Raw genomic sequence first — 13,445 nt, 5'->3', positions numbered from 1 at the left:
GGTGCCTCCAGAATGCCGGACGGACTCGGCGTTGAGCCGACGGGCAGGCGGTGATGCGCTATCGCTTGGCCAGTTCCGAGACGAACGTGGCGGTCAGGGCGGTGGGCGCGGTGATGGCAGTGCCGACGACGACGCTGTGGGCACCGTGCGCGAGTGCCGCGGCAGCCTCGTGCGGATCGCGGATGCGGCCCTCGGCGACGACCGGGACATCCACCGCGCCCGCGAGGGCTGCGACCAGGTCCAGGTCGGGGCCGTCCTGGCGCGGGGAGCCGGGAACATAGCCGGAGAGGGTGGTCGACACCAGGTCCGCGCCTTCGGCGGCGGCGGTGACGCCCTCTTCGAGGGTGGAGACGTCCGCCATCACCAGGGCGCCCGCGGTGTGCACCGCTTCGGTCAGCTCCGCGAAGGTGCTGCCGTCGGGGCGGGGCCTGGCGGTGGCGTCGGCCGCGACCACATCGGCCCCCGCCGCCACGAGTGCCAGGGCGTGCCGGACGGTCGGCGTGATGTACACACCGGTGTCGCCGTCCTTCCACAGTCCGATCAGCGGGAGGGCCACGGCCTCCCGGATCGCCGCCACCACATCGGGCTCGTTGGCGCGTACGGCGGCGGCCCCGCCCGCGGCGGCGGCCCTCGCCAGCCGGACCAGGGTGCCGGTCTCCCGCATCGGGTCGCCGGGAGGGGCCTGGCAGGACACGATGAGCCGGCCCCGGAGCGCATCGGCCAGTGCTGCGGACCGCGTACGGAGAGAGGTGCCGGACGGCGTGGTGGGCGGTGTGCTCACAGGAGGGCTCCCGGTCTGTGCAGAGGGACGGTGGTGGTCAGGGCGGCGGCGCCGATCACCGCGGCGTCGGCGCCGTACAGGGGTGCGACGGGCCGCAGCCGGCGCAGTGGCGGCATCAGCTCGCCGGTGAAGGCGTCCGTCAGGGCGTCCCAGTAGAGCGGGCCGATCCCCGGTACACCGCCGCCGACGACGACCCGGTCGGGCCCCAGTGTGTTGGCGAGGCCGCCGAGTGCCCGGCCCATTGCCCGGGCGCCCGTGGTGATGGCGCGTACGGCGCTGCTGTCGCCCGCCGACGCCCGCTCGGCGACGGACTGGAGCCGGCCGGCCGGCTGCCCGCCGAGCCGCTCGTACAGTGCGGTGATCCCGGGCCCGGACGCGACCGCTTCGAGGTGCCCCGCGCCGCCGCAGGTGCAGTCGAGTCCGGCCGCATCGGGGCTCGGCAGATGCCCCAGATGGCCCGCGATGCCGGCGGCGCCGTGCAGCATCCGCCCGTCGCAGGCGAGCGCGCCGCCGACCCCGGTCCCGACAGCCGCGAACAGCAGCGACGCACGCGCGCCGCCGGTCGCTGCCAGCTCGGGTCCGGCGGTGGCGCGTACGTCGTTGTCACAGGCGACCGGAAGTCCGGTGAGCTCCGCGAGCCGGGCCCCCAGGGCGGTGCCCGCCCAGCCGCGGATCGTGTCGGTGGCGCTGGTGACGGTGCCCGAACGGGGGTCCACCACACCGGCCGCCGCCACACCGACCGCCGTCGCGCCGCGGTCGACGGCGCGGGCGGCGAGGCGCAGCGCGCCGAGTACGGCATCGGCGCCGTCGGCCGCCGGGGTCGCCAGGGTGTGCCGGGCGAGCACCGACCCGTCCGGCCCGACCAGGGCGGCGGCGATCTTCGTGCCGCCCAGGTCGAGCCCGATGACGGGGCCCGCCGGGAGCGGATCTCTGTACGCCGTCGTCATCGGGCCGGGGTCAGCCCGGCCGCACGCAGCCGCGCGGCGATGAGCTCGACGGATGAAGCGCTGAGCTGGATCTGCGGGAACGCGGTGTCGCCGCAGTCGATGACACCGAGGAGCCGCAGAGCGCCCTTGAAGGAGCCGAGCGCCGACGAACTGCGCCCCATCTCCGCCTCGGGGCCCACGTCCACGATGCCGAAGAGCGAGACGAGCCGCTCCTGCTCTTCGGCGGCCAGGCTCCAGTCACCGGCACGGGCCGCCTCGTAGAGCCGTACATAGGCCGCGGGGTCGACGTTGCCGATGCCGGGGACGACGCCGTCGGCACCGGCCAGCAGCGCGGCGTCGACGGTGAGTTCGGAGCCCGTGAGGACGCTGAAGCGGGGGACGGGGCCCTGGCTCCGGCCGTCCCGGCCGCCGAGTTCGACGAGCAGCCGCCGCAGCCCGCCCTCGTCACCGCTGCTGTCCTTGAGCCCGGCCAGGGTTCCGTCCTCGGCCAGTTCGCGTACGAGGGATGCGGAGAGCTTGCTGTGCACCGAGACCGGGAGGTCGTAAGCGAACAGCGGCAGGTCGACGCTCGCCCGGATGCGCCGGAAGTGGCCGGCGATCTCCCGGGGGTGGGTGCGGGTGTAGAAGGGCGCCGTGGCGACGAGTGCGTCCGCGCCGAGCCGGGCCGCGGTCCGTGCGTGGTCGACGACCCGGGCGGTGGTGGTGTCGATGACACCGGCGAGCACGGGGACCCGGCCGGCGGCGGCACGGACCACGGTCTCCAGGACGGTCGCGCGCTGCGCGTCGGTGAGATAGGCGACCTCGCTGGTCGACCCCAGCGCGAACAGGCCGTGCACCCCTCCGCCGATCAGATGCCCGACCAGCCGGGAGAGCGAGTCGGTGTCGATCTCCCCGTTGGCGTCGAGCGGGGTGCAGACGGGCGGTACGACCCCGCGAAGGGGGGCGGTCAGTGCCATGGGGCTTACTCCTGGTGCGCATGGGGGCCGGAGAGTTCTCAAGTTCCTCTCCCTGACATGAGACATCAGATGTCCTATGTCTTGCGGTTAGAATAGCCCTCACCTGGTGCACGTCGTCAAAGTGACCCCCGTCACATTCCAGGCCCCGGAAAGGAGCCCCCGTGGCCCGCAGTACCGCGTCCGAGGACGTCCAGGCCGGTATCCGCCGACTGATCCTGGACCGCGGACTGTCACCCGGCAGCCCGCTCCCCACGGAGGCCGAGCTGACCGGACTCTTCGGCGTCGGCCGGGTCACGGTCCGCGAGGCGCTCAAGGCGCTGCAAGCGCTGCGGGTCGTGGAGATACGCCGCGGCTCCGGCACCTTCGTGGGCACGCTCTCGCCGGCCCCGCTGGTCGAGGGCCTCGCCTTCCGTGCCGCCGTACGCCACCGCAACGGCGAGCCGGGCCTCTACGAACTCATGCGGGTGCGCGAGGCGCTGGAGGCCGGGCTGATCGACAGTGTCGCGGCGTCCGTACCTCATGAGGATCTGGCGGTTCTGCGGGCGATCGTGGCGGACATGGAGGCCGAGGCCGCGCAGGGACGGATCGTCCGCTCAACGGACCGTGCCTTCCATCTCGTGCTGTACCGGTCCCTCGGCAACCATCTGCTCAGCGAAGTGCTCGACGCCTTCTGGGCCGCCCTCGACCAGGTGCGCGACGACACCGGCGACGGCCACCAGGACCCGGCGGCCACGCTCGCCCAGCACCGCGAGATCGTCGACGCCATCGCGGCGGGCGACGGTCCGCGCGCCTGCGCGGCCATGCGTACCCACTTCGACGGCATCAGGGAGCGGCTCGCGGTGCCCGGCGCGACGGACTGAGGCTCGGGCCGTGGCCGATGCGTGGCCCCCTGCCTGCCGCTGTGCGGCCCCGTGTCCCGGATTACGGGAAGAGCGCCACACCCACCATGATCAGCACGATGATGCCGATGACGATGGCCGCACTGGTCCAGGTCCCCCGGTGCCGCATCGGCTCCCTCGGGCCGCCGCCTCGCGGCCGGTCCTCCGGAAGCACGGGGTGGTCGGGCCTGTCCCGCGCGTAGAACTCCTTGTCCTGCAACGTAGTCATGGGAAGCCTCCCGTCATGACCTTCACCCTCCAGTCTAGGTTCGGCCCGCCCCGGCCGCGGAGCCCGATGGGGGGCGTACGGGCCATGACGGCGGCAGGGCGGGGGAGAGGGATGCCCCGGCCCGCAGCCCGAAGCCGGTGGCTCCCGGGGAGATCATCGGGAGGGCCATGGCGTCTATGCTCGCCGCAGGCCGTTCGGCCACCGGAGCGGAGCACAGGGCGCAACAGCGAGAAGCGAAAAGGGCGGTAGGGGATGAGCGAGCAGGACGACCGGGACGCGCTGCAGGGCAACCGGGCGAACTCGGCGCGGGTGTACGACTACATCCTCGGCGGCAAGGACCACTACGAGGTGGACCGGGTGGCCGCCGAGGCATCGCTCCTCGCCTGGCCGGGGCTGCGGACGAGCATGCTGGCGAACCGGGCGACGATGCGGCGGATGGCCCACTGGCTGGCCGCGGAGGCCGGGATACGCCAGTTCCTGGACATCGGTACGGGCATCCCGACCGAACCCAATCTGCACCAGGTCGTCCAGCGGCCGACCCCGGAAGCACGCATCGTCTACGTGGACAACGACCCGATCGTCCTCGCCCACGCCGACGCACTGATGCGCAGTGCCCCCGAGGGCCGGACCTCGTACATCCAGTCGGACATGACCGCCCCGGAGACGCTCCTCGCCGACCCCGCCCTGCACGAGACGCTCGATCTGGACGAGCCGGTCGGGCTGACGGTCATCGCGATGCTCCAGTTCGTGAAGGACGCACAGGGTCTCATCGAGACGCTGATGGAGCCGCTGGCATCCGGCAGCTATCTCGCGGTCACCCTCGCCACCGGCGACCTCGCCCCCGAGTCGGGGGCGCTGGCGCGCGAGTACACCGAGCGCGGCATCCCCATGTATCTGCGGACCCGCACCGAGGTAGAAGCCCTGTTCGCCGGGCTCGACCTGGTGGAGCCGGGCGTGGTGCCGATGACGTCATGGCGGCCCGACGCCGGTGACGTGGTGCCGCCCGAGAACGGGACGAACATGTACGCGGGCGTGGCCCGCAAGCCCTGACCCCGGTCGAGCCGCTCCCTCCGGCCGCCCCGGCCGGAGGGGCCCACCGCCATCCCAGCCCTCAACCTCCAATCCCGCGAGCCCTGTTGGAGCCCTCCGTATGACACACGCACTGCCGGTCACCCTCGACGATGTCCGCGACGCCGCCGCGCAGATCAAGGGCGTCGCCCATCGCACCCCGGTGCTGCGCTCCCGCACCCTGGACCGGCTCGTCGGTGCGGAGACCCTCCTCAAGTGCGAGAACTTCCAGCGGATCGGGGCGTTCAAGTTCCGCGGCGCCTACAACGCCGCCTCCCGGCTGTCACCGGCCCAGGTGGCCAAGGGCATCGCCGCGTACTCCTCGGGCAACCACGCACAGGCCGTCGCCCTCGCCGCCAAGGAGCTGGGCACCACTGCGGTGATCCTGATGCCCGAGGACACCCCGCAGTCGAAGCTGGACGCCACCGCCGGTTACGGCGCGGAGATCGTCACCTACGACCGGTACACGGGCGACCGCGTCGCCATCGGTGAGGCGCTGGCCGCCGACCGGGGCCTCGCGCTCATCCCTCCGTACGAGCACCCGCACATCATCGCCGGGCAGGGCACCGCCGCACTCGAACTGATCGAGGAGGCCGGGGAGCTCGACGCGCTGGTGGTGCCGGTCGGCGGCGGCGGGCTGATGGCCGGCAGCGCGACCGCGGCCAAGGGCCTGGACGGCCGTATCCGGGTGATCGGTGTCGAACCGGAGGCCGGGGACGACACGAAGCGGTCCCTGGAGGCGGGCCGGCGGGTGTCCATCCCCGTACCGCGCACCATCGCCGACGGCCAGGCCGCCGACATCCCCGGCGAGCTGACCTTCTCCGTCAACCAGCGGCTGGTCGACGGTATCGAGCTGGTGACCGACGACCAGATCCGCGACGCGATGCGGTTCGCCTTCGAACGGCTGAAGATCGTCATCGAGCCCAGCGGTGCCACCGGTCTCGCCGCCCTGCTGGCGGGCCGGATCGACCCGCTCCCCAGGCGCGTCGGCGTGATCATTTCGGGCGGAAACATCGGCGCACAGCGCTTCGCCGAACTCTGCGGAAGCTGACCGTCCGACCGTCCGGGGCGGGTGCGGCGGAGCCGGAAGGCGCCGCGGCACCGGTTCGCCCCCGGCCTCCGGACCTGTCATAAATCACAGGTTTGCGGGGGACTGGCATGTTTCCATGTGGGTACGCGAGCGCCGTAAAGGTGCTGCGGCACCCAAGGCAAGGCGCGCTTTCACAGAGCGTGGAAGCGGTGCCGGACAACGATGTCAGTCAGGTGATTGTGTTCATGGCCGAGAAGGCTCCTCCCACAGAAGCACCGCACCGGGGCGGTAAAGCCGTAGGCATCTCGATCGCCGCCGCGGTCGGCGGATTCCTCTTCGGCTTCGACTCGTCCGTCATCAACGGCGCGGTCGACGCGCTGGGCTCGCACTTCCATCTCGGCTCCTTCCTCTCCGGCTTCGTCGTCTCCATCGCTCTGCTGGGCTGCGCGGTGGGCGCCTGGTACGCGGGGCGGCTGGCGGACAGCTGGGGACGGCGGCGGGTGATGGTGCTCGGAGCGGTGATGTTCATCATCAGCTCCGTGGGGTCGGCCACCGCGTTCTCCGTACCCGACCTCATGGTGTGGCGGGTGATCGGCGGACTGGCCATCGGTATCGCCTCCGTGATCGCCCCGGCGTACATCTCCGAGGTGGCTCCCGCGAAGGGGCGGGGCGCCCTGGGGTCGCTGCAGCAGCTGGCGATCACCGTGGGACAGCTGGTCGTGCTCAGCTCCAACAAGGGCCTGGCCGGAGCCGCCGGCGGTGCGTCGCAGAACCTGTGGTTCGGCATGGCGGCCTGGCGCTGGATGTTTTTGGTCGGTGTCATTCCGGCGCTGGTGTACGGCCTGCTGGCGATGCTGATTCCGGAATCCCCGCGCTATCTGGTGCTGAAGGGCGAGTACGGCAAGGCCGCCGGAGTCCTCGGGCGGGTGACCGGCGAGGCCGACCCCGAGGCCAAGGTCCAGCAGATCCGGGAGACCCTGCACAAGGAACACCGCAGCACGTTCGCCGACATCCGCGGCAAGCGGTTCGGGCTCCACCCGCTGGTCTGGGTCGGCATCATCATGGCCGCGTTCCAGCAGCTGGTCGGCATCAACGCGATCTTCTACTACTCCACCACCCTCTGGAAGTCGGTCGGATTCAGCGAGTCCAGCTCGTTCACCACCTCGGTGATCACCGCGGGGATCAATGTGGTGATGACGGTGGTCGCCATGCTCTTTGTGGACCGGGTCGGCCGCCGCCGGCTGCTCACCATCGGCTCCCTCGGGATGTTCCTCTCGCTGCTGCTCACCGCGGTGGCCTTCTCCCAGCAGCACGGCAGCGGCGACCATGTCTCCCTGCCCAGCCCTTACGGACCGCTGGCGCTCGTCGGCGCGAACGCCTTCGTCGTCTTCTTCGCGCTCTCCTGGGGCCCGATCCTGTGGATCATGCTGGCGGAGATGTTCCCGAACCGGATGCGCGCGATGGCGCTGGCCATCGGCACCGCGTCGAACTGGATCTTCAACTTCATCGTCACCTTCGCCTTCGAGCCGATGACCCGCCAGGTCGGCCTCTCCTGGCTGTACGGCACGTTCGCCTTCTTCGCTCTCGCCTCGTTCTTCTTCGTACGCGGCAAGGTCCCGGAGACGAAGCAGCTGGAGCTGGAGTCGATGACGGGCGAGACCTACCAGCGCCCGGCGGCCGGGCAGACCGCGGTCTGACGGCCGGGCCCGGACGCCCGCCGCGCCCCGGTGCCGTCTCTCCGGGGCCGGTGTCCATGACGCCAGGAGCTGTCCGGCGGCGGCCGGTCCCGTACGGCCGCCGTCACAGGCCCTCGTTGCCGCGCAGTTCCTCCACCGCGACCCGGGCGGCCGCCCCGATCACGGCGTCGGCCCGGGGCAGTCTGCTGTCCGCACGGGCCGCCTGGGTGAACACCACAGCGGTGTAGGCGCTGCCGTCGGCGAGTTCGACCACCCCGGCCTCGTGACGCATCGAACCGAAGGTCCCCGTCTTGCCCGATACGGTCACGTCGTCGTAGGGGAATCCGGAGGCGAGCCGGTGGGTCCACGGCTGCTTTCCCATGACCCGGCGCATGAACGCGCAGCTCTCGGCCGAGGCCGCCCGGCCGGTCCAGATCGCCCGCAGCAGCAGGGCCATGTCAGCGGGGGTGCCCGACGCCTTGGACAGGGGGTCGTAGACGGCCTGCGGCACCGTGGTGTCGTTGTCCGAGATGCGTTCCATCGCGGCGCTCAGCGAATCCGCCCCGGTCTCCGTCACCAGCCGGGCGAACGCGGTGGCCACCCCGCCGAGCACGGCGGTGTCCCGCATGCCGAGGTCCCGGCAGACCCCGTCGACCTCCGCGGTGCCGATCCGCTGCAGCAGGGCGTCGGCCGCGGTGTTGTCGGAGACGGTCATCATGAGGGCGACCAGATCCCGCAGCGAGATGGTCACCGGGTCCTGGAGTACGGAGATACCGGTCGGACCCGGCATCCGGTCCGAGGCTCCGAGCGTGACCCGCAGCCGGGGGTCGAGCGCCCCCGCGTCCACCAGCCGGCAGAAAGTGACCATCAGCGGCAGCTTGTACACGGACCCGACCGGAACCGCCTCGTCGGGATCGACCGCGACGTACGCCGCCGGGCGCCGCACCTCGGCCACGTGCAGCCAGCCGCGCACCCCCGCGTCGGCGAACATGGAGCGGATCGTGCGCTGTACACCGCTCGTCCGCCCGGCCCCGCTCACTTCGCCGCCTGCAGGGACAGGGCCTCGACGACCAACTGAGCCGTGCGCGCGGTCCATTCGCAGTCCGGGCGCCGCCCGTCCCACACCACCCGCAGCCGCAGGGGCAGCGGCGGGTCGGTCGCCCTGACCCGCTCGACGCCGTCGGCGGTCAGGGTCTCGTCGGCCGTGACCAGCACGGCCTGCCCTGCCGCGACCAGCGCGAGCCCGGCCCGCTCGTCGGACACCACCAGGGTCTCGACGCGGCGCCCGCGGCTGGCCAGGGTGTCGACGAACAGATCGTGCGCCGCGGGGGCTTCGTCACGCGGGCGTACGGCGACCGGCAGCCGCCGGTTCGCCCCCGGGGCGCCCGCTGTCCCGTCCGCGGGCGACAGGACCCAGCTCGGGAAGAGCACCACCCGGTCCGCCGCCAGACCGTGCAGGACCGCCGGATGCCGGATCACCGCGAGATCGAGCCGGCCGGCAGCGGTCTCGGACAGCAGGGAGACGGTCGGCGCCGTCGTCACCGCGATCCGGCTCCGCTCGCCCGCGCGGACGGGCGCCGCGGCCACAGCGGCCGCGACCCGGGCCGGGACCTCCGGCGCCAGCCCCAGCCTGAGCCGACGCCCGTCCGCCTGCTCGCGGGCGCCCGCGTCCCGTAGCTCCGTGAGCGCCGAAAGGGCCCGGCGCGCGTGCGGCAGCAGCAGTGCTCCCTCGTCGGTGAGCGCGACGCCCCGGTCACGGTCGAACAGCCGGACACCCAGCAGTGTTTCGAGCCGGCGCAGCCCCTGGGAGAGCGGCGGCTGGGTGATTCCGACGCGCTGCGCCGCAGAGCCGAAATGCTCCTCCTCCGAGAGCGCCACAAAGATCTCCAGATGCCGTTCGGTCAGCAACATGCCCTCCGACGTGCGCAGATATCCAGATCGAATCGCTCTGAGGCTGAGAGTGTATTCGACATGGATCCGGCCGGCCGACTTGACTGTGCGCTGTGCGGATCCGGGCCGCCCCGCATCTCCGGCGCGTCCCGGACCTTCCTGACCACGCGACAAGGAACGAGGCCACCGTGCGCATCACCGAATCCGCTCCGAACCGCAGGACCGTACTGGCCCTCGGCGCCGGTACGGCCCTGGCCGCCCTGGCGCCCACAGCCGGCCGGGCCTACGCCGTATCGCCCGGCGACGACATCTCCCGCCGGCTGCGGGCGCTTGAGGACGAGCACGCGGCCCGGCTGGGCGTCTTCGCCCGTGACCTGGCCACGGGCGCGACGGTGCTCTACCGCGCCCGCGAACGCTTCCCGGTGTGCTCGGTGTCCAAGGCCCCCGCCGTCGGGGCCGTCCTGCGCGACCTCGACCACGACGGCGAGTTCCTGGCCAAGCGCATCCGGTACACCGAGGCGCTCGTCAGGAAGTCGGGCAACGCCCCGGTCACCGGGAAGCCGGAGAACATCGCCCATGGCATGACCGTCGCCGAGCTGTGCGCCGCCGCTCTCGGCGAGAGCGACAACACCGCGGTCAACCTCCTGCTCACCGAACTCGGCGGCCCGACCGCGGTCACCCGCTTCTGCCGTTCCATCGGGGACACCACGACCCGGCTCGACCGCTGGGAGCCCGAGCTGAACTCGGCGGAGCCGTGGCGGGTCACGGACACCACCAGCCCCGGTGCCATCGGGTCCACCATCGGCCGCCTCGTCGTCGGCGGCGTCCTGACCCCCGCTCACCGCGAGAAGCTGACCGGCTGGCTGACGGCGAACACCACCAACGGCGCACGCTTCAAGGCCGGCCTGCCCGCCGGCTGGGTCCTCGCGGACAAGACGGGGACCGGGGACTACGGCGTCACCAACGACGTGGGCGTCGTGTGGCCGCCGAAGCGGTCGCCGCTGGTGCTGTCGGTGCTCTCCACCAAGCACGACCAGGAGGCAGCCGCGGACGACGCGCTGGTGGCCAGGGCGGCCGGGCTGGTGGCCGGTCTGCTCACGCCAACTGCGTGACGCCGACGACCGGTTGACTGCCGGGGAGCGTGGACCCGGCGGTCACTCGAACCGTGCGGTGTCGCCCGCCCCCCGGCGTACGATCTCGGGCTCACCGCCGGAGAAGTCGATGACCGTGGTCGGCGCGGTCCCGCAGTCGCCCGAGTCGACCACGGCGTCCAGCACATGGTCGAGCCGTTCCTTGATCTCCCAGCCCTGGGTCATCGGCTCCTCCTCGTCGGGCAGCAGCAGGGTGCTGGAGAGGAGCGGCTCACCCAACTCGGCGACCAGCGCCTGAGCGACGACATGATCCGGAATCCGGACCCCGACGGTCTTCTTCTTCGGGTGCAGCAGCTGACGCGGCACCTCCCTGGTCGCCGGGAGGATGAAGGTGTAGCTGCCGGGGGTCGCTGCTTTGATCGCACGGAACACGTCGTTGTCGATGATCACGAACTGGCCCAGCTGGGCGAAGTCCTGGCACACCAGAGTGAAGTGGTGGCGGTCGTCGAGGTTGCGGATCGTACGGATACGGCTGATGCCGTCACGGTTGCCGAGCTGGCAGCCCAGCGCGTAACAGGAGTCGGTCGGGTACGCGACGAGCGCACCGGAACGGAGACTCTCGGCCACCGTGCTGATGGTGCGCCGCTGCGGATTGTCGGGGTGCACATCAAAATACTTCGCCATCCGTCGAGCGTACGCGGTCGCCGGTGCGACGGTCGGCAGCGCGACGGGGCAGGGCTTCCCGCCCCGCGCGTGTCCTCGTGCCGCTCCGTTGCGGCCGTTCGCGCCGTTCCGGCGGGCGCGGGTGGCGGACCGTACCCCGGCATCGGGCGGCCGCCACACCGGCCGGAGGTCAACTGCCGTGCGGGAGCGAGTCGGAGGGCGGGCGGGCCGCGGCCGGCGCGGGTGCCGTGACGGTGCGGGGGCGCCCCCCGCCCTCCCGGCTGCGACCGGTGCGCGTCGTCCAGGCGACGAGCAGGGTGACGACCACGATCAGGGCGACGTCGATGAAGGCCGAACGGCGGGTCCCCGCGTTCGTGCCGGGGGCGGCGAAGAAGACCGCACCGATCAGGGCGACCCCCGCGGCCCCGGCGAATTGCTGGGCCGTGGAGAGCACGGCGCTCCCGCTGCTCGCACGGTCGGCCGAGACGTCGACCAGGGCCAGACCGATCAGCTGCGGCAGTACGAGCCCGTTTCCGGCACCGACCAGCACCAGCGCCACCAGGATCCACCCCAGGCTCGCGCCCCCGGCGTCCGGGAGCAGGGCGAGCAGCAGCAGGCCGAGCCCGACGGTCGCTCCTCCGGCGACGACGGCGCGCGGACCGTACCGGGCCACGGCGCGGGAGCCCAGCAGCGCGGTGGTCGAGAACATCAGGCCCATGGGCGCGAACACGAGCCCCGCCTCGAAGGCGCTGAGGCCGCGGCCGCGCTGCAGCAGCAGGGTGAGGGTGAACATGAACGACGAGAAGTAGGCCATGAAGGCGGTGATGGCCCCGATGCCCGTGACGAACGACGGCTGCCGGAACAGCGTCAGATCCACCACCGGCGAGCGGCCCCTGGAATGCAGTCGGCGCTGCCAGGCCACCGCCGCCACGCCGGCCGGGACGGCCGCGCCGAGGCTGACCCAGGTCCAGGCCGGCCAGCCCTCCGCATGGCCGAGCGAGAGCGGAACGAGGACGAGGGCGAGCGCACAGGCGATCGCGACGGCGCCGAGCGGGTCCTGGCCCGTGGCCCTCGTGGTCTCCACGCGGGGGAGCACCCGGACGGCGAGCACGGCTGCCACCACACCGACCGGCACATTGATCAGGAAGATCACCCGCCAGCCGAGCCCCAGTACGTCCCCGCTCAGCAGCAGCCCGCCGAAGACCTGGCCGGCGATGGAGCCCGCCCCGCCGGCGACTCCGTACCAGCCGAGCGCCCGCCCACGTCGCTCCGCCGGGTAGATGGCGGTGATCATCGCGAGCACCTGGGGCACCATGACCGCGCCTGTGAGGCCCTGGAGCAGCCGCGCGGCCACGAGTTGCGGGGCGCTGGCCGAGACTCCGCAGAGCAGCGAGGCCGCCGCGAAGGCGAGGACGCCGGTCACGAACACCCGGCGGTATCCGAACCGGCTCCCGAGGCGCCCGCCGGTGATCATGCCGGCCGCGTAGGTGAACGCGTAGCCCGCGACGATCAGTTGCAGCTGGGTGGAGCTCGCGTCGAGCCCCTGGGTGAAGGACGGTGCGGCGACGTTCACCACGAAGAAGTCGAACTGCGCGAGGAACCACGCCGAGAGCAGCACGGTGAGTGTGGCCGCGCCTTCGGCGTGCGGGGGGTTGGGTTCCGTCACTGATGCTCCCTCAAGGATTCTATTAGAGACTTTTGATGTCCGGGATACGTATACTCCTTTCCATGAAACTGTCGCAAGGCGTGGAATGGGCTCTGCACTGTGTCTCCCTGCTTGCGCAGGCATCCGTGACCACTCCCGTACGCAGGGATGTGCTGGCCGCTCACTACGGCCTCCCCGAGACCTATCTCGCCAAGCACCTCCAGGCCCTGACCCGGGCCGGTGTGCTGTCTGCGCTGACCGGCCCCAAAGGGGGTTACCAACTGGGCCGTCCGGCCGCGGGGATCACGGTGCTGGACATACTGGAGGCGGTCGAGGGCGCGGCCCCGCCGTTCCTCTGCCAGGAGATCCGCAGACGGGGCACCGGGGCGCTGGCCCCCCACGAGTGCCCGGGACCGTGCGGATTCGCGTCGGTGATGGCCGACGCCCACGAGGCATGGCGCGCTTCACTGCGCTCGGCCACGGTCCAGGACGTCGTCGGCCGGCTCCCCGCCGAGGTCCGCGAGCGCAACGCACGCCTCCTCGAAGAGGCCCGGTCGTAGTCCGCTCCACGGCAACGGCGCCTGAGCCTGC

The 13,445-nt window shown here is 72.1% G+C and carries 14 protein-coding genes; 6 read left to right on the top strand and 8 right to left on the bottom strand.

The features are described 5' to 3' along the window. Nucleotides 1-58: 58 nt before the first annotated feature. From ACWGKJ_RS11460 to ACWGKJ_RS11450, 3 genes are read right to left on the bottom strand one after another with little or no spacing between them, the layout of a single operon-like run. Nucleotides 59-781 (bottom strand): N-acetylmannosamine-6-phosphate 2-epimerase, encoded by a 723-nt coding sequence (locus ACWGKJ_RS11460; RefSeq protein WP_385025468.1) that lies wholly within the window; start codon nt 779-781, stop codon nt 59-61. Then, nucleotides 778-1,728 carry an ROK family protein gene (locus ACWGKJ_RS11455; RefSeq protein ID WP_385025471.1) on the bottom strand — a complete coding sequence of 317 codons (951 nt, stop codon included), beginning with the start codon at nt 1,726-1,728 and terminating at the stop codon, nt 778-780. Before ACWGKJ_RS11455 ends, ACWGKJ_RS11460 begins: the two co-directional genes overlap by 4 nt. Beyond that, nucleotides 1,725-2,684, bottom strand: coding sequence for a dihydrodipicolinate synthase family protein (locus ACWGKJ_RS11450; protein WP_385025473.1), 960 nt, complete (start codon nt 2,682-2,684; stop codon nt 1,725-1,727). The genes ACWGKJ_RS11455 and ACWGKJ_RS11450 overlap by 4 nt, the downstream gene beginning before the upstream one ends. Before the next feature lie 161 nt (nt 2,685-2,845). Between ACWGKJ_RS11450 and ACWGKJ_RS11445 the strand changes: the two genes are divergently transcribed. Then, nucleotides 2,846-3,544: a FadR/GntR family transcriptional regulator gene (locus tag ACWGKJ_RS11445; protein ID WP_385025476.1), complete on the top strand. Its 699-nt coding sequence runs from the start codon at nt 2,846-2,848 to the stop codon at nt 3,542-3,544. A gap of 61 nt (nt 3,545-3,605) precedes the next feature. Here the strand turns inward: ACWGKJ_RS11445 and ACWGKJ_RS11440 are convergent, their stop codons facing one another. Next, complete coding sequence (locus ACWGKJ_RS11440; RefSeq protein ID WP_385025479.1) at nt 3,606-3,791, bottom strand: hypothetical protein; 186 nt, start codon at nt 3,789-3,791, stop codon at nt 3,606-3,608. 252 nt (nt 3,792-4,043) lie between these two features. Between ACWGKJ_RS11440 and ACWGKJ_RS11435 the strand changes: the two genes are divergently transcribed. The 3 genes from ACWGKJ_RS11435 (at nt 4,044) to ACWGKJ_RS11425 (ending at nt 7,586) form a co-directional block, all read left to right on the top strand. After that, nucleotides 4,044-4,841: an SAM-dependent methyltransferase gene (locus ACWGKJ_RS11435; protein ID WP_385025483.1), complete on the top strand. Its 798-nt coding sequence runs from the start codon at nt 4,044-4,046 to the stop codon at nt 4,839-4,841. 100 nt (nt 4,842-4,941) lie between these two features. Then, nucleotides 4,942-5,910 (top strand): pyridoxal-phosphate dependent enzyme, encoded by a 969-nt coding sequence (locus tag ACWGKJ_RS11430; protein ID WP_385025486.1) that lies wholly within the window; start codon nt 4,942-4,944, stop codon nt 5,908-5,910. Nucleotides 5,911-6,134: 224 nt separating this feature from the next. Then, the gene (locus tag ACWGKJ_RS11425; protein WP_385025489.1) at nt 6,135-7,586 is read left to right on the top strand and encodes a sugar porter family MFS transporter; all 1,452 of its coding nucleotides are present in this window, start codon (nt 6,135-6,137) and stop codon (nt 7,584-7,586) included. A 103-nt stretch (nt 7,587-7,689) separates the two neighbouring features. Here ACWGKJ_RS11425 and ACWGKJ_RS11420 read toward each other — a convergent pair whose 3' ends face one another. Both ACWGKJ_RS11420 and ACWGKJ_RS11415 read right to left on the bottom strand, forming a co-directional pair. Beyond that, nucleotides 7,690-8,556: a serine hydrolase gene (locus tag ACWGKJ_RS11420; RefSeq protein WP_385025492.1), complete on the bottom strand. Its 867-nt coding sequence runs from the start codon at nt 8,554-8,556 to the stop codon at nt 7,690-7,692. A gap of 44 nt (nt 8,557-8,600) precedes the next feature. Then, nucleotides 8,601-9,476 carry a LysR family transcriptional regulator gene (locus ACWGKJ_RS11415; RefSeq protein ID WP_385025495.1) on the bottom strand — a complete coding sequence of 292 codons (876 nt, stop codon included), beginning with the start codon at nt 9,474-9,476 and terminating at the stop codon, nt 8,601-8,603. A gap of 167 nt (nt 9,477-9,643) precedes the next feature. Here ACWGKJ_RS11415 and bla point away from each other — a divergent pair, with 167 nt between their 5' ends. Continuing rightward, nucleotides 9,644-10,567 carry a class A beta-lactamase gene (gene bla / locus ACWGKJ_RS11410; protein ID WP_385025498.1) on the top strand — a complete coding sequence of 308 codons (924 nt, stop codon included), beginning with the start codon at nt 9,644-9,646 and terminating at the stop codon, nt 10,565-10,567. A 42-nt stretch (nt 10,568-10,609) separates the two neighbouring features. Here bla and ACWGKJ_RS11405 read toward each other — a convergent pair whose 3' ends face one another. Both ACWGKJ_RS11405 and ACWGKJ_RS11400 read right to left on the bottom strand, forming a co-directional pair. Beyond that, on the bottom strand, nt 10,610-11,230 hold the full coding sequence (locus ACWGKJ_RS11405) for an L-threonylcarbamoyladenylate synthase (protein ID WP_385025501.1): 621 nt from the start codon (nt 11,228-11,230) through the stop codon (nt 10,610-10,612). A gap of 169 nt (nt 11,231-11,399) precedes the next feature. Beyond that, nucleotides 11,400-12,875 (bottom strand): MFS transporter, encoded by a 1,476-nt coding sequence (locus tag ACWGKJ_RS11400; protein WP_385025504.1) that lies wholly within the window; start codon nt 12,873-12,875, stop codon nt 11,400-11,402. Between the two features lie 62 nt (nt 12,876-12,937). Here ACWGKJ_RS11400 and ACWGKJ_RS11395 point away from each other — a divergent pair, with 62 nt between their 5' ends. Then, nucleotides 12,938-13,414, top strand: coding sequence for an RrF2 family transcriptional regulator (locus ACWGKJ_RS11395; RefSeq protein ID WP_385025507.1), 477 nt, complete (start codon nt 12,938-12,940; stop codon nt 13,412-13,414). Nucleotides 13,415-13,445 lie beyond the last annotated feature (31 nt).

Source organism: Streptomyces sp. NPDC054757, assembly GCF_053612185.1.
The sequence above is the reverse complement of the archived record's forward strand: the minus strand, read 5'-3'. Positions and strand labels throughout refer to the sequence as shown.